Source organism: Nocardia sp. NPDC004582 (assembly GCF_053602115.1).
In genome coordinates this window covers 1-26112 of record NZ_JBSGCY010000099.1, presented here as the reverse complement: position 1 = coordinate 26112, position 26112 = coordinate 1, and the positions used below count along the sequence as shown (strand labels likewise).

Genomic DNA, 26112 nt, shown 5'->3' with positions numbered 1-26112 from the left:
CTGTCAACCGCGTTGTGTCACAGCGCCCTGATCAGGACCGGCTGGGCGGGTAAGGCGGGTGCGGGCTCGATCCGGCCGTCGGGGCGCGACCGCGGCGGTGAGCCTGATCGCGGTGCCCGCCGCGACCGTCGGGGCCGTGATCGGCGGCACCGTCGGCGCGGTGAACGGGTACCTGGCTCCGGCCACCCCGGGCGCTACCGCGGACCGGGCGACCGGTATCGACGACACCACCACGGTGTCCGAGCCGAGCGCCGATGAGGCGTCCGTTCAGGAGTGATCGCCGAGCTAACGAGGCCGGAATCCCTTACCTGGGATTCCGGCCTCTTCTGTCGGAAATGCCCCCGTAATCGGCTAATCTTCGGTTACCGCAACGATTTTCGGTCGTCCCTTTCCTCACCAATCCTCGTGGTCGATGGGTTCGAATGTCGGTCGTCCCGATGTTCGTCCTGACCAGAGAGGTTATGTATGGCCGCAGGCAAGCACCGCGCGCTCAACCCGCACCGGAACAAGGTCGGCAACGTAGTGGCGGCGGGAGCGGTCCCACTAGTCATGGCGATCATCGGATCCGGTGCCGCCAATGCCGCCCCGTCCGAGGTCGCACCGGCGGCGCAGCGTGACGACGCGCCCAAGGCCCAGTGGCCCGCCGCGGACGCCCCGAATGTGAATCCCTATGAGGGCCTGCACATTCCGAGTGACACCAAGAGCTCCATCCAGTGGTCGCGTCAGGCCCCGGACAAGAGCTACCTCGCTCCCGTGGGCGTGCTCCACCCGCCGGTTCCGGTTCCGGCCGTGCCGCCGATCGCGCCGCCGCCGGGCATGTTCCGGTTCGGCGACGTGACGGTTCCGGCACCCGACTGGATCGACCGGGAACAGGCGATCCAGATCAATGACAATGCCGCGCAGGTCGAGGCGAATCTCGCCACCTTCCTCGACTCGATCGGCATGGAGCGCAGCCGCTCCGACCGGATCGCCGGGCAGACCGTCGGCACCGCCGCGATGGGCGCAGTCGCCGGAGCCGCCGCGGCCGCCCCGATCGAATTCAGCTCCGCCGCCGTCGGCGCCGTGTCGGGTCTGATCGTCGGCGCCGCGTTGTTCCCGGTCGGTCTGGTGGCCGGTCCCATCCTCGGCGCGGCCGCGGGCGCGGCCATGATCGCCATCCCGGCCGCTGTCGCCGGTGCCGCGGTCGGCGCCGCCGTCGGCGCGTTCAACGGATTCAACGCACCGCCCCGCGTCGTCGGCGACTGATCTCCGCCCCGACGAGGCCGCTCGACCAGGTAGATGTGCGCACGCGGTGGGAACCGGCGGTGAGGTTGGTTCCCATCGCGAACGCGACCCGCCGCGGGCCGAAGTCCTTGCGCGACAGCCGAAGCCCGCACGCGACAACCGTCGTCCTTGCGCGACAACCGTTGTGCGGTGGTCAGACCGTCAGTAGTCGCGCGGTCCGCGTGAACAGCGTGCCACCCGCGGCCAGCGGCAGCAGCGCCTGATCCAGGCCCACGGTGTCGGCCGGGCGATCGTCGGGATAGGTGAGCACGCTCTCCAGCGCCCGCGGCCCCGACAGCGCATCGTCGGTGATCGCCTCCGAACCCAGTTCCAGGCGATGCCGCAGCAGCGGAATCGCACCGACGTCCGCGATCATCTCCCCGCTCCAGTCGCCGTGGTCCTCCCCGGTGCGGCCGATCTGGACGCGTTCTCGAAGCCGCAGCCGCGCACCCGCTTCCAGGCGCACCGTGGTGACCGTCTCGTGTTCCGCGCCGCCCGCGACCACGGTCGGTTCCGGATCGACATCCAGTTCCCCGCCCGCGGCCACCTCGAACCGCCAGTGCGCCACCGACTTCCGGGTCGCCCGCCCCGGCAGCGCGATGGTCGCGGCCACCGACCGCACCAGCAGCCGCGCACCGGCGCCCACCGAGATCGTGATGTCGAGGACATCGCCGCCCAGCGCTGTCGCGGCGGTGCCGATCAGGTGCACCGTGTCCGGGCCCGTGCGCCGCGCCGCCAGGCCGCCGACCGCGTGGATGCGCGGCAGCGTCCCGGCGGACGCGGAGATGCGGAGCTCAGTGCGAATGGGCACCGCCCGCGGTGAGCGAATGGGCACCGCCCGCATCCTGTTCGGCGGCCAGCCGCAGCTGCTCACGCACCCACGCCAGCACCGGCGTCGCGGCCGGGTCCTCGGTGAGGGAGGTGAACACGAACGGGCGGCCCTCGCGCACGGTCGTCGAATCGCGTTCCATCACCGACAGATCCGCGCCGACCATCGGAGCCAGGTCGGTCTTGTTGATGACCAGCAGATCCGACCAGGTGACGCCCGGCCCGCCCTTGCGCGGCACCTTGTCGCCGCCGGCCACGTCCACCACGAAGATCTGGGCGTCGATCAGGCCGGAGGAGAAGGTGGCGGTCAGGTTGTCGCCGCCGGATTCCACCAGGATCAGGTCCAGCGGCGGGTTGGCCTCGATCAGGTCGTCGATCGCGTCGAGGTTGGCGGTGATGTCGTCGCGGATGGCGGTGTGCGGACAGCCGCCGGTCTGCACGGCGGTGATGCGCTCATCCGGCAGCACCGCGTTGCGCCGCAGGAAGTCGGCGTCCTCGGTGGTGTAGATGTCATTGGTCAGCACGGCCAGCGACAGCTCGTCGCGCAGCTGCCGGCACAGGGCCGCGGTCAGCGCGGTCTTGCCCGAACCGACCGGACCGCCGATCCCGATCCGCAGCGGTTCCCCGGGCGTCCGCTCCCGCTTGGGGCGGTCGTGACTGTGATCGTGCGGTTCCCCGTCGATGAGGTGAGGTGGCATGTGCGCTCCTTTCACCCCCATCCTGGCCCAGTCACGTAAACCGGGTGTTACCTGGCCCGTGACCGGCTACGACGCGAACAGCGGCATGTCCCGGCGGGGGTGGCGTTCGGCGAGCACGTCCTGCAGCGGGTCCGACAGCGCGGCCAGCGATCCGGTGGCGGCGCGGGCGGTGGCGTCGCACACCGGGGCCAGGCGGATGGTGCAGGCCGCGACGGCGGCCGGGTCGAGGGCGAGCAGGCGCTGTGCGGCGGTGGCCGCCCCGGTCATGGTGGTGTAGACGGTGACGGCCGCGATGTCGGCGGGGGTGGCCTCGCACACCGTGCCCACCACGCCGAACACCGTCGACAGATGAGGGCGGGTGCCGAGTGCGTGCCAATCGGCGTGGGGCCAGACCTGTTTGGCCAGCCGCAGCAGGCCGCGCCCCTGGGCGCGGGAGGCGGTGCGGGCCGCCGGGGACGGGGTCCGCGCGTCGGCCTCGAGTTCGGCGCGCTCGGGGTCCAGGCTGCCCGCGCAGACGGCCGCGGCCAGCGAGGCCGCCACCAGTCCCGAGGTGCGCACGCGCCGGCGCAGGAACAGTTCGACGCTGGGCACATCGCGCAGCAGGCCGGAGGCGATGGCCTCCTCGACGCCGCCGGAGTGCACATGCCCGCCGATCGGCAGCCGGGAGTCGGCGAGGGTCAGCAGGGTGGCCAGGCTCATAGCCGCACGTCCGGGTGTCGCATGGGTCGATCCTAGGCGGCACCCGGAGCGGCGGTGACGACTAGGTGAGCAGGCAGGGCATGGTCGCCGAGATGCTCTGCAGCGCACACGTGATGGAGTTGGACAGCCCGGCCGAACCGGTCATCGGCACCAGTCCGGCGACCGGGGCCGCACCGTTATCGGTGACGGGCACCAGGTCCACCGGCGCGGCCATGGCCGGGGCGGCGGCGATGCCGGAGGCGATGGCGGCGACGGCAAAGGCTTTCAGCGCAACGTTTTTCATGAATATCCCTTTCTCACACAGCATCCTCACAGGATGAATCGCTGCGAGACTAACCCACGTTCCACAGGTGTGAATGGCGTTTGTTTCAAAATGAGTGACTTGACCTGAACATTAGTTCAGGTCGCAGACTGGGCGTCGGATCATCACCGAGATAGAGGAGTCGCCGTGCACGCCATCCGTCTTCACGAGTTCGGGCCCGCCGAGAACCTGCGCTACGAGACCGTCGCGGACCCCGAACCCGGGGCCGGGCAGGTGCGGATCGCCGTCCGCGCGGCCGGGGTGCACCTGCTGGACACCTCGATCCGGCAAGGCGTGGCGGGCGGGCCGATGCCCCTGCCCGAGCTGCCGACGATTCCGGGACGCGAGATCGCCGGAACCGTGGACCGGGTCGGGCCCGGGGTCGACGAAAGCTGGCTCGGCCGTGCGGTTGTCGCGCATATCGGGCAGGCGCCGGGCGGGTACGCCGAGCTGGCGGTCACCGAAGCCGAACGGCTGCACGAGATTCCGGACGGCCTGGACGCGGGCGCGGCGGTGGCCATGATCGGCACCGGCCGGACCACGCTGGGAATTCTGGGTTTCGCGGAAGTGGGCCCGGAGACGGTGGCGCTGGTCCCGTCGGCGGCGGGTGGCATCGGCACCCTGCTGGTGCAGTACCTGGTCGCGGCGGGCGCGACCGTCATCGGGCTCGCGGGCGGCCCGGTGAAGACCGATCAGGTCTACGAGAACGGGGCGGATCTCGCGCTGGACTATCTGGATCCGTCCTGGCCCGACACCGTGCGGGCCAAGTACGGGCAGCGGCCCGCGACCCTGCTGTTCGACGGTATCGGCGGAGACATCGCGCGCACGGGGGTCGATCTGCTCGCCGACGGCGGCGTGCGCCTGGTGTTCGGCTGGTCCGGCGGGCAGATCGAACTCGACGAGCAGGACCTGGCCGCGCGCGGCGTCACCTCGCGGGTGGTGCTCGGGCCGCCGATGCTGCAGCGCGGGGGCGGCTTGCGCGCCTTGGAGACTCGCGCGCTGGCCGAGGCCGCGGCGGGCCGGTTGCGCCCGGCGGTGCAGACCTTCCCGCTCGCGGAGGCCGCGGCCGCGCACCACGCCCTGGAGACCCGGGCCACCACCGGCAAGGTGGTGCTAGTCCCCTGATCGCCGCCCGAGGCCGCGTTCCATGAATCGTTGCGCGGCTCCCCGTCGCAGATCCGTCCACGCCTGCACCGGGCCGGTCCACCAGGGCGAGATCTCGAGGGGCCGCGCGACCACGGCGTGACAGACCAGGTCGGCCGCCTCGTCGGCGGTCAGCCCGGGCACGCCGCTGAAGTCGGTGGGCGCGCTCATGCGGGTGTGGACCAGCGGCATGTACACCGAGGTGGTGGTGACGCCGTCGGCGGCGATCTCGGTGGCCACGGTCCGCAGCCAGATGTCGAAGGCGCCCTTGGACGCGCCGTAGGCGGCCCAGCGGGGTGCGGGCGGCATGCGCAGGCCCCAGGTGGAGATGTTCACGATGTGCCCGCGGCCGCGTTCGCGCATGCCGGGCAGCAGGGTCAGCAGCAGCCGCACCGGGCCCAGATAGTTGACGTCCATGGTGCGGGTGAAATCGTGGAAGCGGTCATAGGATTCGTCGATCGGGCGGCGGATCGAGCGGCCTGCGTTGTTGATCACCACATCCACCCGGCCGTGTTCGGCCAGCACCCGGCGGCCCAGCTCCTCGACGGCGTCGAATTCGGTGATGTCGGACCGGTAGACGTGCGCGATCCCGCCCGCGGCGGTGATCTCGGCGGCCACGTCCTCGAGATCCTCGAGCGATCGCGCGACCAGCAGGACCGTCGCGCCCGCGGCGGCCAGCTTCCGGGCCGCCGCCTTGCCGATGCCGTGCGAGGCCCCGGTCACCAGAATGACGGTGCCCGACACCGCCTCACGCAGGGCTTTCTCGCGCGGCCGGGAGGTCGGATAGAAGATCCTGGTCGCCACGCGTTCGGCCAGCGGTCGGCCGTTCGGGCCGGCCGGCTGGTTCGGGGCGTCGTGCTCAGCCACGTTTCCGAGCCTAACCGCCGGACCGGTATGTGATCGCGAATGAGTGGAAATACCCTGGCCGCGACACGGATTCCTGCACCAGGATGGCAATGACATCCGGGGGAAGGACAACGACGATGACAACTCGAGCGCCGATGACAACTCGAGCGCCCGAGCGGCCGGCGCCGGAACAGGTGACGTTCTGGGGTTGGTGCGCCCGAGCGGTGGTGCTGGTGGTGTTCGTGCCGCCGCGACTGCTGTGGGAGGGCATCACCCGCGTGCCGCGGCTGATCGCGGCCGCGTGGCGGCTGTTCGCCGACCATCTCGCGAAACCGCTCGCGATCCTGTTCCGGGACTGGGTGTTCCGGCCGCTGCGCGACTTCGTGCGCAATTACCTCTGGCAGCTGCTGATCCAGCAGGTGCTGTTCGGCATGGTGCTCACGCCGATCGGCGCGTTCCTGCTGGCGTACTTCCTGCGCCCGATCCAGCGCGCCATCGAGGAATGGTTGTGGCGTCGGGTGCTGCGGCCCGCCATCCCGTGGGTGTTCCGCACGATCGTGAAACCCCTCGCGGAAGCGATCGCCTGGACCGTGACGAATCTCTGGAAATGGCTTGTCGCGGAGCCGCTCTCGGCATTGTGGCGGTATGTGCTGAGCCCCGGCGGCCGCTGGCTGGTGACCGCCGTCATCGAGCCGCTGGTCGAATGGTTGATCGTCTGGCCCGCGCAACAGCTGTGGCGCCGGCTGCTGCGGCCGCTCGCCTCCGCGATCGTCGCGGTGATCGTGTTCGGCTGGCGGGTGGCCACCGCCGTCGTCGCGGTCACCGTGGTCGCCCCCTGCCGATGGCTGCGTCGCACCGTCCTGGTTCCGCTCCTCGCCGCGATCGCCCGGGCGTGGCGGGCCCTCGCCGATCCGGTGCGCCGGCTGTATCAGCGGGTGATCATGCCGTGGCGCGCCCGGATCACCGAGGTGTGGACCGGTCTGTTCGGCTAGTGCGCCGAACCGGCTTTCACCGCGGTCTCGTCCGCGGGTGCGCCGGTCTTGGCGAAGAACGCGACCGCGGCCATCGCGGCCAGCAGGACCGCGCCGGTGGTGGTCGCGACGTGCATGCCGGTGACGAACGACGCGCGCGCCGAATCGATCAGGGCGGTGTCGCCGCCGGCATCGGCCATGGTCTCCCCCAGCGTGGATCCGAAGTTCCCGCCGGACCGGAACACCAGCGCCGCCAGCGAACCCAGGAGCGCCAGGCCCAGGCCGTTGCCGAGTTCGAAGCTGGTCTCGGAGATGCCGACCGCCGATCCGGCGCGCTCGGGCGGCACCGAGGACACCGCGACCTCCGACACCAGGGTGAACGCGATGCCGAAGCCCGCGCCCGCGACCACGGATCCGGCCACGTACCAGCCGATTCCGCCGTTCACGCCGACTCCGAGCAGCATCAGGTTGCCCAGCGCGGCCAGGCCGAGGGCCAGCACGAAGGTGGCCTTGGTGCCGAACACCCGCCCGATCCGCGCGCCGCTCATGGAGAACACGAACACCACGACCGCGCCCGGAATCCCGAGCAGCGCCGCGGCCAGCGGGTCACGCCCGGTCACCGATTGCAGGTACATGCTGGTCAGGTAGCTCATTCCGGCCAGGGCGAGCATGCCGACCGTGCTGGAGCCGACGGCCACCGAGAACAGCCCCCGGCGGAACAGGCTCAGATCCAGCAGCGGTTCGTCGAGGTGGCGCTGGCGGCGGATGAACGCGGTCAGCAGCAGCGCGCCGACGATGCCGATGCCCACGGCGGGCAGGTCGAAGCCCTCGGCCGCCAAGCGCTTGATGGCGTACACGATCGGCAGGATGCCGCCGATCGACAACAGCACGCTCGCCCAGTCGAGGGGCCCGCGCGCGGCGGCGCGGTGTTCGGGGAGCAGCAGCGGCCCGAAGACCAGCAGCACCAACAGGACCGGGGCATTGATGAGGAACACCGAGCCCCACCAGAAGTGGTGCAGCAGCACGCCGCCGATGATCGGGCCGATCGCCGATCCGCCGGCGAAGAACGCCGTCCACACGCCGATCGCGGTGGCGCGCGCCCGATCCTCGGGGAACAGGGTGGAGATCAGTGCCAGCGACGAGGGCAGCAGGGTCGCGCCGCCCAGTCCCATGAGCGCCCGCGCCGCGATGAGCACGTCCGCGCCGGGGGCGAATGCGGCCAGCGCCGAAGCGATTCCGAACACGGTGGCTCCGGCCAGCAGGATATTGCGGCGTCCGATCCGGTCGCCCAGATTGCCCATGGTGATGAGCAGTCCGGCGATCATGAAGCCGTAGATGTCGAGGATCCAGAGCTGTTGGGTCGCGGACGGATCCAGGCTCTCGGTCAGGGTGGGCATGGCCAGGTAGAGCACCGACATGTCCATCGACACCAGCAGCACCGGCAGCAGCAGGACCGCCAGGCCCGCCCAGGCGCGGCGCGGCGTCTTCGCGGCGGGGCGCGCGAGGGTACTCGTCATGACCTATCCTTCGGCTGCTCGGGGCCACCCGGGCCCTGTCCATCGAAAGCGCCCGGGCGTACAACGTACGCACGAGCGCGAGTACAGTGTACGCATACCCCGCGCCGGAAGGGAACAATTCGTCCGATGACCGAGGCCAAGCTCACCCGGGCCGCCATCGTCGACACCGCCATCGCCCTCGCCGACGAGTCCGGACTCGACGCGCTGTCCATGCGGCGCATCGCCGAGCGCATGAACGCCGGGGCCATGTCGCTCTACCGGCACGTCCCCAATAAGGACACCCTGCTCGCCGCCATGACCGACGAGGTCTCGCGCCGCAATCCCTACCCACCGGCCGAAGGGCAGGGCTGGACCTGGCGCGACCGGGTGCGCATCGCGGCCGAAGTGGATTGGCGGCTCTACCAGGAGCATCCGTGGGTGCTGTTCACCTTCGCGGTGCCGCGCTACAACTTCGGCGAGCACAGCCTGATCGTGCTGAGCTGGCTGGTCGAGGGGTTCGCCGAGCTCGGGGTGGACGCCCGCGAGGCGACGCGGATGTCACTGTCGGTGTGGAGCTATATCGCCGGCGTCGCCTTGCAGGAGGTCAGCGCCCGGATGCTGGACGGCCGTGACAGCGACGCCGAGGACCGGTCCGGCCTGACCGCGTTGCTCGACGGCGATCCGCACTGGCCGGTCCCGCCCGCGCTGGCCGGACTCGAGGGCACCCGCGATAGCGCGCTGCTGAATCCGGAGCACCTGCTCGACACCGGCCTCACCGCGCTCTGCGACGGCTTCGCGGCCCGCGCCGCGCACTGAGCCGCTCGAAAACCGTTCGGTATCGGGCTGGTTCAACCCGTCGCGGCGAGACCATTCCGGTGAGTACTCTTCTACAGGTGCGAAAGGCCGGTGATCCGCATCGGTTCCGGACGCCAGGTCCAGGAACAGCGTGGTCGCCGACGCGTCGATGAACTCCCAGCGGTCACGCCCGAGCTGGGTATCACTACCCACGATTCTCCTTGCCAGAGGTGAATGATGGACAGGAAGTTCGAAGGACATATCGCGCTCGATATTCGTGATTCGGTCGCCGACTGGGGACCGTACGCGGAACCGACCGCCCCGCCGGGCGCGCCCAATGTGCTGTATCTGGTGTGGGACGACATCGGCATCGCCACCTGGGACTGTTATGGCGGCCTGGTCGACATGCCCAACATGAAACGGATCGCCGATTCCGGCGTGCAGTTCACGCAATTCCACACCACCGCACTGTGTTCACCCACGCGCGCCTCACTGCTGACCGGGCGGAACGCGTCGTCGGTCGGCATGGCGACCATCGAGGAATTCAGTGACGGATTCCCGAGCCTGTCGGGGCGCATACCCGCCGACACCGCCTTGTGCTCGGAGGTACTGGCCGAGCGCGGGTGGAACACCTACGCCGTCGGCAAATGGCATATGACGCCGTTGGAGGAGGAGAACCTCGCGGCGTCGAAGCGGCATTGGCCGCTGGGTCGCGGGTTCGAACGGTTCTACGGTTTCCTCGGCGGCGAGGCCGACCAGTGGTATCCGAATCTCGTCTACGACAATCACCCGATCGCACAGCCGTATTCGCCGGAGGACGGGTATCACCTGTCGAAGGATCTGGCCGACAAATCGATCGAATTCATTCGCGACGCCAAGGTGATCGCCCCCGACAAGCCGTGGTTCATGTACCTGTGCCCGGGATGCGGCCACGCCCCGCACCATGTCGCTCAGGAATGGGCCGACCGATACCGCGGCAAGTTCGACATGGGGTACGAGAAGTACCGCGAGATCGTGCTCGACAACCAGAAGCGCATGGGCCTGATCCCGGAGAACACCGAACTGTCGCCCATGAACCCGTACAGCGATGTCACCAGCGCCGACGGCAAGCCGTGGCCCGCGCAGGACACGGTGCGCGCCTGGGATTCACTGTCGGAGAACGAGAAACGGCTCTTCGCCCGCCAGGCGGAGGTGTTCGCCGGATTCCTGTCCTACACCGACGCGCAGATCGGCCGGGTAATGGACTACCTGGAGGAGACCGGTCAGCTCGACAACACCATCATCGTGGCCTTCTCCGACAATGGCGCCAGCGGCGAGGGCGGCCCGAACGGTTCGGTCAACGAGATGAAGTTCTTCAACGGCTACATCGACACCATCGACGACAGCCTGGCCAAACTCGACGAGCTGGGCCTGCCGACCACCTACAACCACTACAGCATCGGCTGGGCGATGGCCTTCAACACCCCGTACAAGCTGTACAAGCGGTACGCCTCGCACGAGGGCGGCATCGCCGATCCCTGCCTGATGGCGTGGCCGGCGGGTATCGCGGCCCGCGGCGAGATCCGCCACCAGTACCTCAATGTCTGCGACGTCACCCCCACCGTGTACGACCTGATGGGCATCACGCCCCCGGACACGGTGAAGAACGTGCCGCAGCGGCCGTTGGAAGGAGTCAGCTTCCGGGCCCTGTTCGAGGACGCCGACGCCGATGTCGGCAAGCACACCCAGTTCTATTCGATGCTGGGCACGCGTGGCATCTGGCATCGCGGCTGGTTCGCCGACACCGTGCACGCGGCCTGCCCGTCCGGCTGGGGGCATTTCGACAAGGATCGCTGGGAGCTGTTCCATATCGATCAGGACCGCAGCCAGATGCACGACCTGGCCGAGGCGCAGCCCGAGAAGCTGGAGGAATTGAAGGCGCTCTGGTTCGCCGAGGCGGAGAAGTACAACGGGATGCCGCTCAATGATCTCGACATCGTCTCCGCGATGGTGCGCTATCGGCCGACCTACGCCCGGGGCCTGGACCGTGCCGTCTACTACCCGGACAGCGCGGAGGTCGGACCGGGCGCGGCGCTCGAGATCCTGGGTCGCTCGTTCGCGCTGCTGGCCGAGACGACGATCGTCAGCCCGGACGCGGAGGGCGTGTTGTTCGCCCACGGCGGTCGGCTCGGCGGGCACGCCCTGTTCGTCCAGGACGGTCACCTCTGCTACGTCTACAACTTCCTCGGTGAGGAGGAGCAGGCCATCGTCTCCGACTGCCGGGTTCCGCTCGGCGATCACATCCTCGGGGTGCGCTACGAACGGCACGGCACCCGGCCCGACCATTACACGCCCACGGGTGAGGCCGTCCTCTACATCGATGAGAACCCGGTGGGTTCCCTCGATGACATGCGGATCCAGCCGACCGTGTTCTCCGGTGTCGGGGAGGGCGTCCGGGTCGGCCGGGACACCGGCCAGTCGGTGACGGAGCGGTATCGCTCACCGTTCGCGTTCACCGGCGGGACCATGCACCAGGTGATCGAGGACGTGAGCGGCAAACCGTACATGGATCTGGAAATGGCGGCGGCCGCGGCGTTCTCGCGCGATTGAGCCGAGCACCCGGGGCGGTGGTCGTCGGGTTCCCGCTGATCACCGCCCCGCGCATGGCCGTTGTGGCACGCTGTGCACGGTTGCCGGTCGTGCACGCTGGCGCGGTGCGCGAATCCGCAGGGGCGGCACGGTGTTCGACGGTCGGTCAGCGCTCGATGTCGCCGTCGACGTACACCCACCGCCCCTGGTCGCGGCGAAAACGACTGTTCTCGTGCAGGTCTCCCGCCGTCCCGCGCACCCGGTAGTGCGCCCGGAATTCCACCGTCCCCTCGGTGTGGAACGGTCCCCCACCGGTCGCGCCGAGGATCTCGAGCCGATCCCAGCGCATGCCCGGATCGAAATCGACCTCGGCGGGCCGGGTTTCGGGGTCCCAGCTGTGCAGCAGGTACGCCTCGTCGCGCACCGCGAAGGCGCTGAACCGCGACCGCATCAACTGTTCGGCGGTGGTGGCGGCCCGCTCGCCGCGGTGCAGCCGCCCGCAGCAGTCGGCGTAGGCGGCGGGCAGGCCGCACGGGCAGGCCTCGGGCGCGGGACGGTTTTCGCGGCGCTTCGACATGGAGTCGAGCGTAGAAGCCGCGACCTCAGGCGTAGTAGCTGCGTCCCTCGGGACCGCCGGAGGCCGACCACACCTCGACGATCTGCCCGTTCTCGGCGCGCAGGATGTCGGTGCCGCTGAGGTCGCGCACGATCGTGCCGTCCGCGGCGGTGATCCGCGCGCCGTAGGGGCGGGCGATGATTCCGGTTCGGGTGTCGTCCATCTCGACGACCGGGGTGCCCTGCGTGCGGAACTCCAAGCCGGGACGCTCGGCGCGGAAGGTGTCGATGGCGGCGGCGAAGGTCGCGCGGTCGCGGATGCTGTCGTAGTCCGCGCCCGGCTGGGCGTAGCGCAGGGTGAATTCGGGAGCCATGATCGCGTCGACCAGGGCGAGGTCGCCGTTCCACATCTGGGTCCAGCGGTCGAACAGGTCGATGGCGTAGTCGCGCATGTCCACTCCAATAGTCTCATTGATACCGTATGACTGGCACCAAGGTATAGTCTCAGCGATACGGTGTCAAGCGAAAGGGGTTACCGGATGCCGGACCTAGGCCCGCAGGACCACATCGTGCTGGGACTCATCGCCCGTCACGGGCCACTGACCCCCTACGACATCAAGGCGCGCCTCGAGGAGAGCGTCGACAAGTTCTGGCCCATCCCCCACGCACAGCTCTATCGCGTCCCGCCGCGACTGGCCGATCAGGGCCTGCTCCGGGAGGAGCCCGAGGAGTCCGGCCGGCGCCGCCGCATCTTCCACCTCACCGACGCCGGGCGCGCCGAATTGACCCGCTGGCTGGGCGACCCCACCGCGCCCCAGCCCGAGACCCGCGACCCCGCCCAGCTGAAACTGTTCTTCGCCGACCTGGGCGAGCCCGGCGACGTGGTGGCGCTGGCCCGCAATCAGGTTGCCGAGCACCGGCATTGGCTGGACCTGTACCGCGCCCTCTACGACGAGATCGACCCCGCCGACAGCGTCCGCGCCACCTCGCGCGCCCGCATCCTGCGCCTGGGCATCATGCACGAGCAGGCGTACGTGGACTATTGGGAAGAACTGGCCGCGAATCCCGATCCGCGGCCGTGAGAACCGTCAGTCGTCGTCGCCGACCACGACCGCGTACGCGAACCCGTCCCATCCCTTACCCCCGACGGTCTGCACCGCGGTCCCGTCCAATCGCGGCTCGGCGGCGATGAATTCGAGGACCTCCCGGCTGGCCCGCACCGCCGCGTCCGCCGAATCCGCGTCCGCGATCGCACCGTGGCGCACCACATTGTCGACGAGGATCACCGACCCCGGCCGGGTCAGCTTCAACGCCCACCGCACGTAATTGGTGTTGTTGACCTTGTCCGCGTCGATGAACACCAGATCGAACGGTTCGGGCCGCTCGGCCTCGAGTTCGGGCAGCGAGTCCAGCGCCGCGCCGACCCGAATCTCCACCCGGTCCCCCACCCCGGCCCGATCCAGGTTCTCGCGCGCGACTTCCGCGTGCAGCGGCTCGAATTCGAGCGTCACCACCCGCCCGGACTTCCCCACGGCCCGCGCCAGCCACGTGGTGCTGTACCCGCCGAGCGTCCCGATCTCCAGCACCCGCCGCGCCCGCACCGACTTCCCGATCAGGTACAGGAACTTGCCCTGCGGCGGCGACACGTCGATGGCGGGCAACCCCGCCGCCGCATTGGCCCGCAACGTCCCCGAATCCTCGTCCCCCACCAGGGTTTCGACGAGGTAGCGATCAACATCGGCCCAATCGGCAGTCGTCATACCTCGCAGTCTGCCAGGGGTTGCGGCACCCGCCCAGCATTGTGCTCACGCTGACGGTTTCGCGTTCAGGACTTGACCGCGTCCGCGAGTCGCGGGAGTTGGCGGAGTGGATTGTGGTGTTCGATCTCCATGCGCTGGTCGGCGTCGAAGATCGAGGACAAACCCGGAGCCGGGTCGTGGGATCCGGTCTGGGGCAGGGTGAGTGCGCTGAAGGGCCAGTCGGATCCGAAGACGATGTGGTCGCGGCCGGTGACGGCGAGCACGCTCGCCATGGCCGCGGCCGAGCCGCTCAGCGCGGTGTCGTAATAGAAGCGCGAGATCTGGGTCTGCGTATCGAGGATGGAGGGTTTCGGCAGGTCTTCGGGCCACAATCGGCCCAGCACCGACTGCGAGGCGACGCTGATGCGATGAGACAGGAACGGCACGGTGCCACCGGCGTGCGCGAGCTGGAAGCGGATGCCGGGATAGCGCTGGGTCATGCCGGTGACCATCATCATGGTGGCCGCGCGCGTGGTGTCGAAGGTGAACTCCTCGAGGAAGTCCGGCAGCGGCAGAGCGGGTTTGGCGTTGCCGGGGATCGCGGCCGGATGCACGAAGACGTAGGCGTTGCGCTGGTTCAGGACGGCCATCAGTGGCTCGAAGCGCGGATCGCCCAGATAGACGCCGTCGTAGGCGGACAGCAGGATCACACCGTCGAGTCGCAGGTCGTCGAGCGCGTGGATCGCCTCCGCGATCGAGGCGGCGATATCGGGCATCGGCAGCACCGCGAACGCGCCGAACCGGGTGGGGTGGGCGGTGAACAGTCCGGCGGCGTAGGTGTTGCAGTAGCGGGCCATGTCGATGGCGTCCCGCCCGCTCAGGAACGACACGCCCGGGTCGGACACCGAAAGCGCCTGCGCCTGAATGCCGTAGTAGTCCATGAACCCGATGGCCTGCTCGGGCGACCAGTCCGGGGTCGGGTAGCCGCCGATGGTGAGGTGGCCGTGCTCGAGCAGCGCGGCCCGGTAGTCCGGCGGCAGGAAGTGCGCGTGCAGGTCGATGCGGTAGGCGCCGGCCGGTGCGGGCTGCTCGGCGCGCGCCGGTGTGCCCAGGCTCCCCGGCAGGGCCGCCGCGGCGAGTCCGGCCAGGCCGCCGCCGAGTGCGGCTCGCCGGGTGAGGTCGATACGGAGTGCCGGTCGAGAGTTCGTCACGGGGTTCGCCTTTCGATCATGATCGAAATCGCTTCTGATATTTTCGTCAGATACGATTCGGGTAATAGTGCCGAGCGGAACGAGGGAGCCCATGGCCGCAGCACCGCAGGCGCGGACCCGCACCGATCGGCGGCGGGAACGCACCCGCGCCGCCCTGCTGGGCGCGGCGCAGAAGTTCCTGTCGGAGGGCCGTTCCGCGGTGAGCATTCAGGAGATCACCGACGCCGCCGACGTCGGCTTCGGCTCCTTCTACAACCACTTCGGTTCCAAGGAAGAGCTTTTCGACGAGGCCGTCCGCGCGGTACTGAACATCTACAGCGAGATGCGCGACGATATCGTGGCGGTCTACACCGACCCCGCCGAGGTGTTCGCGGTCAGCTTCCGCATGACCGGCCGGCTGCAACGGCAACTGCCCGAAGGGGTCCGGGTGATCCTGAACTCCGGCACCTCCATCCTGCTGCGCGACGAGGGTCTGGCCCCGCGCGCCCGCCACGACATCGTGGCCGCTCAGGAGGCGGGCCGCTTCGAGCCGATGGATCCCGATATGGCGGTCATGGCCGCTGGTGGCGCGCTGCTGGGTCTGCTCCAGATGCTCGACGCGCGACCCGAAGCCGACGCGGGCGCGCTCACCGATGAGATGACCTTTCACATGCTGCGCATGTTCGGCATGACCAAGCGCGCGGCGGAGAAGCTGACCACCGGCGAACTGCCCGCGCTGCCACGGCTCTGAGTTCATCGCCTCGCGTCCCGCGCGATCAGGTCGACGGCGATATCCAGCCCCTGCGGCGCGGACCCGCTCGCCGCGCACAGTTGCGTGCGGAGCGCGGCCACGAGTTCCCCGGCCCGGCCGTGCTCGACCGTGCCGAAAACGAAACGGTCGGGCCGGAGCACGGTCACGCCGCCGCGTCGCGCGCCGCCCTTGGCGAGCCATCTCGTGATCGCGCCGGTGTGGTCCTCGAGGTCGGCGACATCGTCGTCTCCGCTGTTCCATGCACCGCGGTCGCCTTGTGGTCGCCCGCCGCGGGGAAAGACCGTGACGAACCGGGTACCGACGGCCCGCAGGGCGGCCAATTCCTCCGCGCTCAGCTCGGCCCGCGGATCGACGGCGTAGCCGATCAGCGAAAAGCCCAGGCCCAGCGTCTCGTCGAAGCGGATCACGCGGCCGTCGTGCGTACGGACCATCGGCTGTGGCGCCAGCGTGCCCTCGATGCCGCGCCATCCCCGCCGCGGCAGTCCCAGATACGCCCCACGCCGGAATCGCGGTGCCGGCTTCATCTTCGCGGCCCGGATCCAGCCGCCCGCTCCCGGCACTCGCACAGCCGCGGTCAGCCCCAGGTCCCGGAGCGCGGCGAGTAGCGGGTTACCGAGGGAGACCAGGTGTTTGTTGAGGACCGACAGGTCGATCATCGCCTTGGCGTGCGGGCGGCGTTCGGTCTCGTAGGTATCCAGAATCCGCTGGTCCGCACCGTGTTCGAGGATGGCGGTGAGCTTCCAGGAGAGGTTGTCCGCGTCTCGGACGCCGGAGTTCATGCCCTGGCCGATGAACTGCGGCGTCATGTGGGCGGCGTCGCCCGCGATGAGGACGCGCCCGTCACGCCAGCGGTCGGCGACCACGGCGTTGAAGGTGTAGACCAGCTTGCGCACCACGTCGACCCGGTCGGGGTCGACGAAGCGGGAGATGTGGCGGCGCACCGTTTCCGGGCTCTCCATATCCTCCTTCGTCTGGCTGTCGGTGAGCATGAATTCGAAGCGGTGGTGCCCGCCCGGCTGCGGGCAGGACACGATCGGCAGGGCCGGGTCACAGACGAAGTCGAAGTAGGGCAGGTGCGCGAACGGGTTCGCACCGGCGCGGGCCTTCAGGTCCACGACCAGCCAGCGTTCGGGAAAACTGGTGCCGCTCATGTCGATTCCGAGCGCCGTGCGCACCACGCTGCGGCCACCGTCGCAGCCGACGAGGAACCGCGACCGGACGCGCTCGGTGGTCTGCCGGTCGGTGTCGGGCGGGTTCTTGCCGTAGCCGGTCCCGTGGCAGCGCGCGTGCTCGACGGTGACTCCGTGGGCGTCCTGCTCGAAGCCCAGGACCTCGCGGCCGCGGAGCACGGTGACGTGCGGGTATCGGTCCAGCGCGCGTTCGAGGGTGTTCTCCAGGTACGGCTGGTAGAGGAAGTTCACGATCGGCCAGCCCAGCGGACGGTCGGTGCGCTGGAACTGGGCCAGGATCCGCCCGTCGCCGCGCACCCACTGCACGACCGAGTCGGCGTTCATGTCGGCGGCGAGTTCGTCTGCCGCCCCGGCGGTCTGGAAGATCCGCAGACCCTCGTCGTCGGTGTAGACCGCGCGAGCCATGCCGTAGAACTCCGGTTCGCGCTCGAGGACGAGCACACTGGTGCCGCGCCGGCCGAGCAGGTTCGCCAGGGTGAGGCCGGTGGGTCCGAGACCGACGATCACCACGTCGTAGCCGGTGTCTGTCATCGGGGCCCTCCGGTCAACTGCGGGACGGTGATCTCGGGGGTGGCGGCGGTCCGCAACGCCTGCCGGAACTGGGTGAACTTGCCGAACACGGTCTCCCCCACCGGGGTGTGGCCCCAGCTGCTGATGCCCTGATAGGTCGCGGGCTCCCAGGTGGATTCGAGTTCGGGCCCGATGACCACCGGATTCCAGCCGACCTCGAGTTCGAATCCGGACGGGGTCACGCAGTAGAAGGACAGCTCCCGGTCATTGGTGTGCTGGCCGACCGACCACTGCATGCGGAAGCCCAGTTCGGTGACCCGCCCGAAGGCGGCGAGCATGTCGTCGAGGGTCTCGGACTGGATATTGATGTGCTGCACCCGCGTTCGCAGCGGATCGATCCTGAGACCTCGGATATTGGCGATGGCGATCGAGTGGTGGCGTTCGTTGACCCGCAGGAATCGGATCCTCATCCTCAGGCCGGACACGTTCTCGTCGATGAAATCCGTGAGGCGGGAATCGAAGACGGTCCGGTAGTAGGCGCGCATGGCCTCCGGTTCCCGCGACACGATAGCGACGTGCCCGAGCCCGGCCTCCCCGGTGACCCAGCCGGAGCTCAGCATGCGCAGCGGGGCCGGGGCGGACACCGGTGTCGTGAATATCTCCTGCGCAAGGCCTTTCGGCCCGGCGAAGCGCCACAGGCGTTCCACGCCACGCAGGGCGGCTTCGTCCGCGCTGCCCTCGGTGATCGGTACGCCTCGGTCGGCGACGCGGGCCAGGATTCGGTCGAAGGTCTGGTGATCGTCGATCTGCCAGCCGATGGCGGTCACGTCCTCGGCGGGGCCGCGCTCGATCAGGAACCGGCATTCGCGGTCGTCGAGCCGGAAACGCAGTGCGCCGCCGTCGATCTCGTCGACGTGCAGGCCGATGGCGTCCGCGCCGAAACGCCGCCACTGCGGCAGCCGGTTCGATTGCACCGCGATGTATCCGAGGTGGACGGCGCCGAATACCGATCCATCGGTGGTGGGTCGCAGGAACTGGCTCATGATCGATCCTCGAGGAACGCGGCCGCGAGGCTGTTGAACAGTCCGGCGCGCTCCCACTGCACCCAGTGGCCGGTGTTGGCCGCCAGGTACAGGTCGCAGTTCGGCATGGCCTCGGCCAGCATGCGTCCGCCCTCGGGGCGATTGACCTTGTCGTTCACACCCCAGATCACCAGGGTGGGATGGGCGAGCGCGCGCAGCCGCGAGTCGCGGGTGAAATCCATGCGCCACAAGGTCCGCAGCGCCAGCGGACCCGACGGGCGGCGCAGGGGCGGATTGGCGACGACCTCGGGGTCGATGCTGGCCCCGTAGCGCTGTTCGATGAGCTCCTCGGGCACCGTGCCGCCGTCGAAGACCAGGTACTCCCGGATGAATCGGCGCAGCTTGTCGCGACTGGGACCGCCGCCCCGGTAGTAGCCCAGCAGTGCGTTCAGCCCCGCGGTCGGCAGCGTCCGGGTGGTGCCGACGCCGCCGGGGCCCATGAGCACCATGCGACCGACCTTCTCGGGCCGATCCAGGGCCAGCCGCAACGCGGCCGCGCCGCCGTAGGAGTTCCCGACCAGATGCGCCGAGGCGATCCCGAGTTCGTCGAGCAGTCCGCCGATCGATCGCCCGAGGTATCCGAACGGATCGGACTGGTCGATCCACTTCTCCGACCGCCCGTACCCGGGCAGGTCGGGCACGATCACCCGGAACCGCGTGGCCAGCGCCTCGATATTGCGCGAATAGTTCGCCACCCCGGTCGCGCCCGGCCCGCCGCCGTGCAGCAGCACCACCGCGGGCCCCGATCCGGATTCGCTGACATGGATCTCACGCCCGCCGACCCGAACCGTCCGTCCGGTCGCGACGTCTTCGCCGATGCCCGTCACAGCCATCCCCTTCGCCGTTGTTGATGAAATCATCAATTACGACTATTTCCTCTGTCAAGACAAAGTTGATGAAAACATCAAAAAAGCCGATGCCCTGCTGGGCATCGGCTTTGGCCGGGACCGCGAACGGTCAGAACAGGAAGTAGCGCTGGGCCATGGGGAGTTCGGTGGCGGGCTGCTCGGTCCAGACCTCGCCGTCGATGCGGACGGTGAAGGTATCGGGGTCGACCTCGATACGGGGCATGGCCTCGTTGTTGGGGAGGTCGGCCTTGGTGCGGCGGCGGACGTTGGCCACGGGAACCAGTTTCCGGTTGACGCGCAGGCGATCGGCCAGGCCGTCCTCGATGGCCTGTTCGGAGACGAAGTGCAGGGAGGTCGAGGCCGCGACACTCGGGGCGGCGCCGAACATCGGGCGCGGGAGCACCGGTTGCGGGGTCGGGATGGAGGCGTTGGCGTCGCCCATGGCGGCCCACGCGATCGCGCCGCCCTTGATGACCGCGTGCGGGCGGACGCCGAAGAAGGCGGGCTCCCACAGGACCAGGTCGGCGAGCTTGCCGACCTCGACCGAACCGATCTCGGCGTCCAGGCCGTGCGTGACCGCCGGGCAGATGGTGTATTTCGCGACGTAGCGCCGCACGCGGTTGTTGTCGGCGGCGCCGTCGCCCGGCAGGGAGCCGCGGCGGCGCTTCATGACGTGCGCGGTCTGCCAGGTGCGCATCACGACCTCGCCGATGCGGCCCATGGCCTGGGCGTCGGAGCCGATCATGGAGATCGCGCCCAGGTCGTGCAGGAGGTCCTCGGCGGCGATGGTGGAGGGGCGGATGCGGGACTCCGCGAACGCCAGGTCCTCGGGGATGGACGGGCTCAGGTGGTGGCACACCATGAGCATGTCCAGGTGCTCGTCGAGGGTGTTGATGGTGTGCGGCCGGGTCGGGTTGGTGGAGCTGGGCAGCACGTTGAGATGCGATGCGACGGTGATGATGTCGGGTGCGTGGCCGCCGCCCGCGCCCTCGGTGTGATACGAGTGGATGGCCCGGCCGCGGATGGCCGCCAGGGTGTCCTCCACGAAGCCGGCCTCGTTCAAGGTGTCCGAGTGCAGGGCGACCTGCACACCGGACGCGTCGGCCACGGTGAGGCAGTGGTCGATGGCGGCCGGGGTGGTGCCCCAGTCCTCGTGCAGTTTGAAACCGCCCGCGCCGCCCCGCAATTGCTCCCACAGCGCGTCCTCGCGCACCGTGTTGCCCTTGCCGAGCAGCAGGATGTTCACCGGCCAGGAGTCGGTGGACTCCAGCATGCGGGCCAGATGCCAGGCGCCGGGGGTGACGGTGGTGGCCTTGGAGCCCTCGGCCGGGCCGGTGCCGCCGCCGACCAGGGTGGTGATGCCGCCCGCCATGGCCTCGTCGAGGATCTGCGGGCAGATGAAGTGCACGTGGCAGTCGATGGCGCCCGCGGTGACGATGCGGCCGTTGCCCGCGATGATCTCCGTCGACGGACCGACCACCAGGTCCGGGTGCACCCCGCTCATGGTGTCGGGATTGCCGGCCTTGCCGATGGCGACGATGCGGCCGTCGCGGATTCCGATGTCGGCCTTGATGATTCCCCAGTAGTCGATGATCACCACGCCGGTGATGACGGTGTCCGGGGTGCCCTCGGCTCGGGTGGCCCGAGCCTGGCCCATGGATTCGCGCAGCACCTTGCCGCCGCCGAAGACGGCCTCGTCACCGGCGAGTCCCGGTCCGCCGCTGCGGTCCTCGGTGATCTCGATGAGCAGGTCGGTGTCGGCGAGCCGGATGCGGTCGCCGACGGTGGGCCCGAACAGTTCGGCGTATCGGGCGCGAGAGAGTTCGGCCATCAGGCATCCAGCTTTCCGGGAGGGGTGAGGCTGATTCCGTGCACTTCGCGGTCGCCGCCGAGCGGGACCAGCGAAACCCGCTGGCCCAGACCGGGTTCGAAGCGCACCGCGGTACCGGCGGGAATGTCGAGACGGCGGCCGTACGCGGCGTCGCGGTCGAATTGGAGCGCGGAGTTGGCCTGCGGGAAGTGCACGTGTGAGCCGACCTGCACCGGCCGGTCGCCGGTGTTCACGACATCGAGTTCGATGCGATCCGCGCCGGCGTTGAGCTCGATCGTGCCCTCGGCACAGAGGTATTCACCAGGAATCATCGCGGGTCATCCGATCGGGTGGTGGACGGTGACGAGCTTGGTGCCGTCCGGGAACGTGGCCTCGACCTGCACGTCGTGGATCATCTCGGGAATCCCGTCCATGACGTCGTCGCGGGTCAGCACGGTGCGGCCGGAGGCCATCAGCTCCGCTACCGTGCGCCCGTCCCGGGCGCCCTCGAGCACGTGATCGGTGATGATCGCGATCGCCTCGGGATGATTGAGTTTCAACCCCCGGGCCTGCCGCCGCCGCGCCAACTCGGCCGCGTAACTCAACAGCAGGCGTTCCTGCTCGTGCGGCGTCAGTCGCATGCGGGCTCCTCGGCAATCACGGGGACGGATCGTCGGTCATTCTGGCACGACCCGCGTTACCAGCATGTTTCGGAGATATACGATTTCCCGTCCCCGCGCCCGGACCGCCGAATCCGGCCGCGCCCGACTCAGTTCTGCGGGGTGAGGTTCTGCAACCGGACCTGCCCGCGAGCCACGGTTCGCTCCTGCTCGTCGGTGATCACGACCTGCCACAACTGCTGCGACCGCCCCCGATGCACGGGCGTCGCGACCCCCGTCAGCTTCCCCTCGCGCACCGCCCGCAGGAAGTCGGTGTTGTTGTTGACGCCCACCACGGTGCCGCGGTCACCCAGCCACGCCCCACCGGCCACACTCGCCAGCGTCTCGATGACCGTGCAGTACACGCCACCGTTGACGATCCCTGCGGGCTGGTAGAGCTGCGGCGTCACCACCCATTCCGCCGCCACCCCATCCCCACTCAACTCGGTGAACTTCAACCCGATGAGATCCGTGAACGTCCCCTCGCTGAGCTTGTTCATCAGCTCGGGCGTCACATCAGCCAGCGATTTGATCGAAGAGAAGTCGTCGCTCATATGCACACATTTGCACATCCCCGCCACCCGCCCGCTACCGGGGATCCTGAACAGCGGGCTCGGCAGGGGCGATCGGACCTGCTCGTCTTCTTGCGGCCTCGAGTTCGGCTGACATAGTTTGCCATCGAGATCGAAATCGGGGGGACGACTGTGGTCGTGGGAAAGCCATCGGTCACCGTGAAGGTGGCGGTCATGGCGGCGGTGTTCGCGCTGACCGGGTGCGGACCGGCGGAATCGGCGGGTCCTGGGATCGATGTCGAGGCACTCCTGTTGGCGCCCAAGGATGTTGACCAGATCATCGATCCCGCCAAGGCGAAGACGGTCGACTCGGCCACCTACGCCGCGATGGCCGCCGACTACGCCAAGGATCAGCAGACCGTTCCGGCAGACGCGATGGAACACCTCGCCGGCATCCGCCCGGAAACCTGCGCGGTGTTGGCCGGCATCGGGTTCCGGCAGCTGTATGGATCGGACTTCACCGCATTCCGAAAACGGCAGATCGACAAGGGGACCGGCCAGAACACCTCGAGCTACGAAGCCCTCGCGCTCTATCGTTCGACCGGTTCGAGCGCGATAACCACGATCACGACGGCACTCCAGGCGTGCGCGGGACCGAGGCTCCCGATCGGCACCGCGGGCGCGACCATCCTCATCGACAGTGTCCACACCCGGCCGAATGCCGCGGAGTGGACCTATCACTCCCTGAATCCGCAGGTGGCGGACCGGCAATGGAACTGCGCCCTCCGGGTCACGCCCACCGCCGTGATCGAGATCCAGCTGGCGGACGGCGACGCGGGTGCCGTCGCGGACGCGGTCGCCGAACGAGTCGGCGGATGAGGCGGGCTCTTCGGTCTTTACTTCCGCGAAAGCTGTCACCCGCCTCGTCGAACGGGAGCCATGGATCGAGAGACAGCGCTTGATTAGTTAGGTAAGGCTGACCTATAGTGAGTGCGGCGTCAGGATCGCGGGAGGCCCCGAGGGCTGCGGTGGCCCCCGATCCGCTGCCGGTGGTGGGTTCTGTCGAGAATGATCGGTCGACAGAGCCCACCACCTCTGTATTCGGGCGGGTGGTCAGTTGGCCATGCCCCACAGCATGCGGATCCAGCCGGGGTAGCGGGCGCTTTCGACGTCGTAGAGCTGCATGTCCAGGGGGATCTCGCCGCGGGAGGCGCGGAGTCGGATGACTCGTTCGCCGGGGTGGTCCAGGTCTTGGGCTCGGGACCACAGGCGGCGGAATTCGGGGTTTCGGCCGAGGGCTCGCAGGTAGTCGCCGGACCAGTCGGGGACGTCGAAGGCGGCGATGCGGGCCCGCAGGACCGAGACCGAGGCGCGGGCGGCGGCTTCGCGGTCGATCAGGGCGGTCGCGGCGCGGGGGTCGTCGAGCAGCCAGGTCAGCCAGTTGCCGCCCTCGGTGAGGCCGGGGAAGGCTCGGCGGGCGGGGTCGTTCAATGCCAGCACGTGCCAGCGGGAATCGAAGTAGCCCGCCGGATCCGGGGCGAGCCGCTCGAGTCGGCGCAGCTTGTCCGGGGTCATCGCCGCACACAGTTCGGCGAGTCCCGGGGCGGCCGGATCGGGCAGTCCGGCCAGGTCGAACAAATAGCGTCGAGAGCGGTGCGAGACCGGCTGGACCCGGTCCAGGCAGCCGTACAGGGCCTCGACGACGGCCGGGGTGGGGCGCCCGCGCCGCCCGAGTTCCAGATGGGTGATGTAGCTGGCGCTCACGCCCGCCGCCATACCCAGGCGTTCGCGCGACACCCGGCGCTCGTCGCGCAACCGCCGCAGAACCGCGCCGAAGCTCGGTGGTTGCACGGCCGCGGCGTCGACATCCGATGTCAGGCGGCCCGGCTCACGCACAACCGGCGTATCCGTGATCGAAATCGTCGCTGCGCCTTGCATGTTCGCCATGCGTCTCCCGCTCCTTCCGGCTATGGCTGTGACCTGGACCCCATCAAGTTAGGTGTACGACCGCGTACAAAAGGGTGCTGTGCGTGCCAGCCAATCGACTCACAGCGACCAGACGTTTGAGCCGCGGACCCGGTGGGGAACCGGATTGCCGCGCAGTCACTCTGAGCCGACTGCTGTGCACTCACGGTCATGGGCTTCGACTTCGGCGCGCCCTATGGTCGATTCGGGTGGGCGACGCAGTGAGCCGCCTCGCCGCCCGGTTCCACAGCGCGGCCGGCCGTCGACGACGACCCGCCTGCACGGTGATCGTGCGGCCGGCCGCGAGAACACCCGTGGAACGCGTCCCATGCCGTGGGCATCGACGCCCGCGCTTCCGGCGGACCAGGATTCACCCGCACACGACACCAGTTGTCGCACACCGTTCTCCGGGCGCGGGCCCAGCGCGACATCGGGCCACGCCCAGCGCACCGCGGGTGTGGACCGTCCGGCACATCTCCATCGCATTCCTGAACAAGCGAACACCGCCAAGGAGTTTCGATGAGCACTCGTACCGCCGTAGTCCTCCCCGGCCAGGGGTCCTATCAACCCGGCGCACTCGCCGCCCTGACCGAGGACCCGCGACTGTCCGCGGTTCTCGCCGATATCGACGCCGTCGCCGCGCTGCGCGGACACGGCCGCATCTCCGACCTGCTGCGCGACCCGGGCGCACCGGGCTGGGAGGAACTGGCCCGGACCCGGCCGGTGACACTGGATCTGGCGCTGTTCGCCGGGGGCGTGCTGGCCTGGCACGGACTCGCCGCGCGCGGCGTTCGCTCCCACGTGCTGATCGGGCACAGCCTGGGTGAACTGACCGCGCTCGCGCTGGCGGGGTCGGTGTCGATCACCGATATGGCCGGGCTGGTGTGCCTGCGCGCGGAAACCTTGCAGCGGCTCAGCACCGGCCTGGGCGGGATGACCGCGCTCGGGATCGGGGCCGTGCGCGCCGATCACCTTGTCGGACTGCTGAATCTGCCGGGTCTGACCGTCGCGGTGGACAACGGACCGCGCCAGTCGGTGGTGTCGGGCCCGCACGAAGCGCTGCTCGAGCTCGAACGCGTCGCGCAGGCGGCCGGGGTGCGCGCCACCCGCGTGCCCGCCGCCTACCCCTATCACAACCGGATTCTGCGCGATTCCGCCGATATCGTCGCCGCGGCGGTGGACGACGTCGCGGTCGCCGCCCCCGCGGTCACCGTGTACTCCCCCATCCTGGGCCGCGAGGTGAGCACGGCCGACGACGCCCGCACGGTGATCGGCAGCCATCTGGTGCGGCCGGTGCATTTCTATGACGGCATTCTCGCCGTCTTCCGTTCCGGGGCCGAGTCGTTCGCCGAGGCATCCGGGAAACCGGTACTCGCGTCGCTGATCAGCGGTTGCCTGCCCGCGGGCGTCCAGGTCGCCACACCGCTGCACGCGGTGCCGCAGGGCCTGAACTCCGCACTGCCGCAGCCGATTCCGGCGGGGTCGAGCCAGCCCGCCGGACAGCCCTCGGCGACGCTCGCCTCGGACTCCCCGGTCGCCGCGGTATCACCGGTCAGCCAGGTCGCACCCGCCGCCCCGGCCTCGACCGTCCCGCCTTCGGCAGAAAGCGGGCAGTTCATGGATTTGGGTGTCCGCTGGACGGTGCACGGCGACGGTCGCACGCCCGCACCGG

Annotated in this window: 28 protein-coding genes; 10 read left to right on the top strand and 18 right to left on the bottom strand. The window is 69.3% G+C overall.

Going from position 1 to position 26112, the window contains the following annotated elements; all coding sequences use genetic code 11:
- Nucleotides 1-58 precede the first annotated feature (58 nt).
- Both ACWELJ_RS24135 and ACWELJ_RS24130 read left to right on the top strand, forming a co-directional pair.
- The gene (locus tag ACWELJ_RS24135; RefSeq protein ID WP_452368398.1) at nt 59-277 is read left to right on the top strand and encodes a hypothetical protein; all 219 of its coding nucleotides are present in this window, start codon (nt 59-61) and stop codon (nt 275-277) included.
- Between the two features lie 188 nt (nt 278-465).
- The gene (locus ACWELJ_RS24130; protein WP_452368397.1) at nt 466-1245 is read left to right on the top strand and encodes a hypothetical protein; all 780 of its coding nucleotides are present in this window, start codon (nt 466-468) and stop codon (nt 1243-1245) included.
- A 172-nt stretch (nt 1246-1417) separates the two neighbouring features.
- Here ACWELJ_RS24130 and ACWELJ_RS24125 read toward each other — a convergent pair whose 3' ends face one another.
- From ACWELJ_RS24125 to ACWELJ_RS24110, 4 genes are all read right to left on the bottom strand, one after another.
- Complete coding sequence (locus tag ACWELJ_RS24125; protein ID WP_452368400.1) at nt 1418-2068, bottom strand: urease accessory protein UreD; 651 nt, start codon at nt 2066-2068, stop codon at nt 1418-1420.
- Nucleotides 2058-2789 (bottom strand): urease accessory protein UreG, encoded by a 732-nt coding sequence (gene ureG / locus ACWELJ_RS24120; RefSeq protein ID WP_452368396.1) that lies wholly within the window; start codon nt 2787-2789, stop codon nt 2058-2060. The genes ACWELJ_RS24125 and ureG overlap by 11 nt, the downstream gene beginning before the upstream one ends.
- A 66-nt stretch (nt 2790-2855) precedes the next feature.
- Entirely contained in the window at nt 2856-3488 is a 633-nt protein-coding gene (locus ACWELJ_RS24115) for an urease accessory protein UreF (protein ID WP_452368395.1), read from the bottom strand.
- Between the two features lie 61 nt (nt 3489-3549).
- The gene (locus tag ACWELJ_RS24110) at nt 3550-3771 is read right to left on the bottom strand and encodes a hypothetical protein (RefSeq protein WP_452368394.1); all 222 of its coding nucleotides are present in this window, start codon (nt 3769-3771) and stop codon (nt 3550-3552) included.
- A 165-nt stretch (nt 3772-3936) separates the two neighbouring features.
- Between ACWELJ_RS24110 and ACWELJ_RS24105 the strand changes: the two genes are divergently transcribed.
- Nucleotides 3937-4914 (top strand): zinc-binding dehydrogenase, encoded by a 978-nt coding sequence (locus ACWELJ_RS24105; RefSeq protein WP_452368393.1) that lies wholly within the window; start codon nt 3937-3939, stop codon nt 4912-4914.
- Here the strand turns inward: ACWELJ_RS24105 and ACWELJ_RS24100 are convergent.
- Nucleotides 4903-5799: an SDR family NAD(P)-dependent oxidoreductase gene (locus ACWELJ_RS24100; protein ID WP_452368392.1), complete on the bottom strand. Its 897-nt coding sequence runs from the start codon at nt 5797-5799 to the stop codon at nt 4903-4905. The two genes, ACWELJ_RS24105 and ACWELJ_RS24100, sit on opposite strands and share 12 nt — an antisense overlap.
- 134 nt (nt 5800-5933) lie before the next feature.
- Here ACWELJ_RS24100 and ACWELJ_RS24095 point away from each other — a divergent pair, with 134 nt between their 5' ends.
- Nucleotides 5934-6770 carry a hypothetical protein gene (locus ACWELJ_RS24095; RefSeq protein ID WP_452368391.1) on the top strand — a complete coding sequence of 279 codons (837 nt, stop codon included), beginning with the start codon at nt 5934-5936 and terminating at the stop codon, nt 6768-6770.
- Here the strand turns inward: ACWELJ_RS24095 and ACWELJ_RS24090 are convergent.
- Complete coding sequence (locus ACWELJ_RS24090; RefSeq protein ID WP_452368390.1) at nt 6767-8266, bottom strand: MFS transporter; 1500 nt, start codon at nt 8264-8266, stop codon at nt 6767-6769. The two genes, ACWELJ_RS24095 and ACWELJ_RS24090, sit on opposite strands and share 4 nt — an antisense overlap.
- Nucleotides 8267-8392: 126 nt before the next feature.
- On the opposite strand from ACWELJ_RS24090, the gene ACWELJ_RS24085 reads away from it, so the two are divergent.
- Both ACWELJ_RS24085 and ACWELJ_RS24080 read left to right on the top strand, forming a co-directional pair.
- Nucleotides 8393-9061, top strand: coding sequence for a TetR/AcrR family transcriptional regulator (locus tag ACWELJ_RS24085; RefSeq protein ID WP_452368389.1), 669 nt, complete (start codon nt 8393-8395; stop codon nt 9059-9061).
- Nucleotides 9062-9277: 216 nt separating this feature from the next.
- Nucleotides 9278-11629: an arylsulfatase gene (locus tag ACWELJ_RS24080; protein WP_452368388.1), complete on the top strand. Its 2352-nt coding sequence runs from the start codon at nt 9278-9280 to the stop codon at nt 11627-11629.
- Between the two features lie 145 nt (nt 11630-11774).
- On the opposite strand, the gene ACWELJ_RS24075 is transcribed toward ACWELJ_RS24080, so the two are convergent.
- Nucleotides 11775-12185 carry a YchJ family protein gene (locus ACWELJ_RS24075; RefSeq protein ID WP_452368387.1) on the bottom strand — a complete coding sequence of 137 codons (411 nt, stop codon included), beginning with the start codon at nt 12183-12185 and terminating at the stop codon, nt 11775-11777.
- Nucleotides 12186-12210: 25 nt separating this feature from the next.
- Nucleotides 12211-12615, bottom strand: a complete 405-nt coding sequence (locus ACWELJ_RS24070) for a nuclear transport factor 2 family protein (RefSeq protein ID WP_452368386.1) — start codon at nt 12613-12615, stop codon at nt 12211-12213.
- An 87-nt stretch (nt 12616-12702) separates the two neighbouring features.
- On the opposite strand from ACWELJ_RS24070, the gene ACWELJ_RS24065 reads away from it, so the two are divergent.
- A complete protein-coding gene (locus ACWELJ_RS24065; RefSeq protein WP_452368385.1) occupies nt 12703-13245 on the top strand; it encodes a PadR family transcriptional regulator in 543 nt (180 codons plus the stop codon).
- Nucleotides 13246-13251: 6 nt separating this feature from the next.
- Here ACWELJ_RS24065 and ACWELJ_RS24060 read toward each other — a convergent pair whose 3' ends face one another.
- Both ACWELJ_RS24060 and ACWELJ_RS24055 read right to left on the bottom strand, forming a co-directional pair.
- Nucleotides 13252-13923: an O-methyltransferase gene (locus ACWELJ_RS24060; protein WP_452368384.1), complete on the bottom strand. Its 672-nt coding sequence runs from the start codon at nt 13921-13923 to the stop codon at nt 13252-13254.
- 65 nt (nt 13924-13988) lie between these two features.
- Nucleotides 13989-15113, bottom strand: coding sequence for an amidohydrolase family protein (locus tag ACWELJ_RS24055; protein WP_452368383.1), 1125 nt, complete (start codon nt 15111-15113; stop codon nt 13989-13991).
- Nucleotides 15114-15204: 91 nt separating this feature from the next.
- On the opposite strand from ACWELJ_RS24055, the gene ACWELJ_RS24050 reads away from it, so the two are divergent.
- A complete protein-coding gene (locus tag ACWELJ_RS24050) occupies nt 15205-15843 on the top strand; it encodes a TetR/AcrR family transcriptional regulator (RefSeq protein WP_452368382.1) in 639 nt (212 codons plus the stop codon).
- 2 nt (nt 15844-15845) lie between these two features.
- Here the strand turns inward: ACWELJ_RS24050 and mhpA are convergent, their stop codons facing one another.
- The 7 genes from mhpA to ACWELJ_RS24015 all read right to left on the bottom strand — a co-directional run bounded on the left by mhpA (nt 15846) and on the right by ACWELJ_RS24015 (nt 22463).
- Complete coding sequence (mhpA, locus tag ACWELJ_RS24045; protein WP_452368381.1) at nt 15846-17585, bottom strand: bifunctional 3-(3-hydroxy-phenyl)propionate/3-hydroxycinnamic acid hydroxylase MhpA; 1740 nt, start codon at nt 17583-17585, stop codon at nt 15846-15848.
- Nucleotides 17582-18607, bottom strand: coding sequence for a VOC family protein (locus tag ACWELJ_RS24040; RefSeq protein ID WP_452368380.1), 1026 nt, complete (start codon nt 18605-18607; stop codon nt 17582-17584). The genes mhpA and ACWELJ_RS24040 overlap by 4 nt, the downstream gene beginning before the upstream one ends.
- On the bottom strand, nt 18604-19464 hold the full coding sequence (locus tag ACWELJ_RS24035) for an alpha/beta fold hydrolase (protein ID WP_452368399.1): 861 nt from the start codon (nt 19462-19464) through the stop codon (nt 18604-18606). The genes ACWELJ_RS24040 and ACWELJ_RS24035 overlap by 4 nt, the downstream gene beginning before the upstream one ends.
- A 139-nt stretch (nt 19465-19603) precedes the next feature.
- On the bottom strand, nt 19604-21325 hold the full coding sequence (locus ACWELJ_RS24030) for an urease subunit alpha (RefSeq protein WP_452368379.1): 1722 nt from the start codon (nt 21323-21325) through the stop codon (nt 19604-19606).
- On the bottom strand, nt 21325-21636 hold the full coding sequence (locus ACWELJ_RS24025) for an urease subunit beta (RefSeq protein ID WP_452368378.1): 312 nt from the start codon (nt 21634-21636) through the stop codon (nt 21325-21327). The genes ACWELJ_RS24030 and ACWELJ_RS24025 overlap by 1 nt, the downstream gene beginning before the upstream one ends.
- 6 nt (nt 21637-21642) lie before the next feature.
- A complete protein-coding gene (locus tag ACWELJ_RS24020) occupies nt 21643-21945 on the bottom strand; it encodes an urease subunit gamma (RefSeq protein ID WP_357085156.1) in 303 nt (100 codons plus the stop codon).
- A 128-nt stretch (nt 21946-22073) separates the two neighbouring features.
- Nucleotides 22074-22463, bottom strand: coding sequence for a hotdog fold thioesterase (locus tag ACWELJ_RS24015; RefSeq protein ID WP_433673388.1), 390 nt, complete (start codon nt 22461-22463; stop codon nt 22074-22076).
- A 210-nt stretch (nt 22464-22673) separates the two neighbouring features.
- Between ACWELJ_RS24015 and ACWELJ_RS24010 the strand changes: the two genes are divergently transcribed.
- Nucleotides 22674-23354 carry a hypothetical protein gene (locus tag ACWELJ_RS24010; protein ID WP_452368377.1) on the top strand — a complete coding sequence of 227 codons (681 nt, stop codon included), beginning with the start codon at nt 22674-22676 and terminating at the stop codon, nt 23352-23354.
- 234 nt (nt 23355-23588) lie between these two features.
- Here the strand turns inward: ACWELJ_RS24010 and ACWELJ_RS24005 are convergent, their stop codons facing one another.
- A complete protein-coding gene (locus ACWELJ_RS24005; RefSeq protein ID WP_452368376.1) occupies nt 23589-24422 on the bottom strand; it encodes an MmyB family transcriptional regulator in 834 nt (277 codons plus the stop codon).
- 537 nt (nt 24423-24959) lie between these two features.
- Here ACWELJ_RS24005 and ACWELJ_RS24000 point away from each other — a divergent pair.
- A partial coding sequence (locus ACWELJ_RS24000; RefSeq protein WP_452368375.1) for an acyltransferase domain-containing protein occupies nt 24960-26112 on the top strand: 1153 nt, incomplete at its 3' end.

Excerpts from the sequence above, each read along its gene's own strand:
- ACWELJ_RS24070 (WP_452368386.1), bottom strand. The coding sequence starts at position 12,615 with ATGCGCGACTACGCCATCGACCTGTTCGACCGCTGGACCCAGATGTGG.
- mhpA (WP_452368381.1), bottom strand. The coding sequence starts at position 17,585 with ATGACAGACACCGGCTACGACGTGGTGATCGTCGGTCTCGGACCCACC.
- ACWELJ_RS24005 (WP_452368376.1), bottom strand. The coding sequence starts at position 24,422 with ATGGCGAACATGCAAGGCGCAGCGACGATTTCGATCACGGATACGCCG.
- ACWELJ_RS24110 (WP_452368394.1), bottom strand. The coding sequence starts at position 3,771 with ATGAAAAACGTTGCGCTGAAAGCCTTTGCCGTCGCCGCCATCGCCTCC.
- ACWELJ_RS24075 (WP_452368387.1), bottom strand. The coding sequence starts at position 12,185 with ATGTCGAAGCGCCGCGAAAACCGTCCCGCGCCCGAGGCCTGCCCGTGC.
- ACWELJ_RS24040 (WP_452368380.1), bottom strand. The coding sequence starts at position 18,607 with ATGAGCCAGTTCCTGCGACCCACCACCGATGGATCGGTATTCGGCGCC.
- ACWELJ_RS24090 (WP_452368390.1), bottom strand. The coding sequence starts at position 8,266 with ATGACGAGTACCCTCGCGCGCCCCGCCGCGAAGACGCCGCGCCGCGCC.
- ureG (WP_452368396.1), bottom strand. The coding sequence starts at position 2,789 with ATGCCACCTCACCTCATCGACGGGGAACCGCACGATCACAGTCACGAC.
- ACWELJ_RS24050 (WP_452368382.1), top strand. The coding sequence starts at position 15,205 with ATGGCCGCAGCACCGCAGGCGCGGACCCGCACCGATCGGCGGCGGGAA.
- ACWELJ_RS24025 (WP_452368378.1), bottom strand. The coding sequence starts at position 21,636 with ATGATTCCTGGTGAATACCTCTGTGCCGAGGGCACGATCGAGCTCAAC.
- ACWELJ_RS24060 (WP_452368384.1), bottom strand. The coding sequence starts at position 13,923 with ATGACGACTGCCGATTGGGCCGATGTTGATCGCTACCTCGTCGAAACC.
- ACWELJ_RS24030 (WP_452368379.1), bottom strand. The coding sequence starts at position 21,325 with ATGGCCGAACTCTCTCGCGCCCGATACGCCGAACTGTTCGGGCCCACC.
- ACWELJ_RS24020 (WP_357085156.1), bottom strand. The coding sequence starts at position 21,945 with ATGCGACTGACGCCGCACGAGCAGGAACGCCTGCTGTTGAGTTACGCG.
- ACWELJ_RS24115 (WP_452368395.1), bottom strand. The coding sequence starts at position 3,488 with ATGAGCCTGGCCACCCTGCTGACCCTCGCCGACTCCCGGCTGCCGATC.
- ACWELJ_RS24130 (WP_452368397.1), top strand. The coding sequence starts at position 466 with ATGGCCGCAGGCAAGCACCGCGCGCTCAACCCGCACCGGAACAAGGTC.
- ACWELJ_RS24065 (WP_452368385.1), top strand. The coding sequence starts at position 12,703 with ATGCCGGACCTAGGCCCGCAGGACCACATCGTGCTGGGACTCATCGCC.
- ACWELJ_RS24085 (WP_452368389.1), top strand. The coding sequence starts at position 8,393 with ATGACCGAGGCCAAGCTCACCCGGGCCGCCATCGTCGACACCGCCATC.
- ACWELJ_RS24080 (WP_452368388.1), top strand. The coding sequence starts at position 9,278 with ATGGACAGGAAGTTCGAAGGACATATCGCGCTCGATATTCGTGATTCG.
- ACWELJ_RS24095 (WP_452368391.1), top strand. The coding sequence starts at position 5,934 with ATGACAACTCGAGCGCCCGAGCGGCCGGCGCCGGAACAGGTGACGTTC.
- ACWELJ_RS24015 (WP_433673388.1), bottom strand. The coding sequence starts at position 22,463 with ATGAACAAGCTCAGCGAGGGGACGTTCACGGATCTCATCGGGTTGAAG.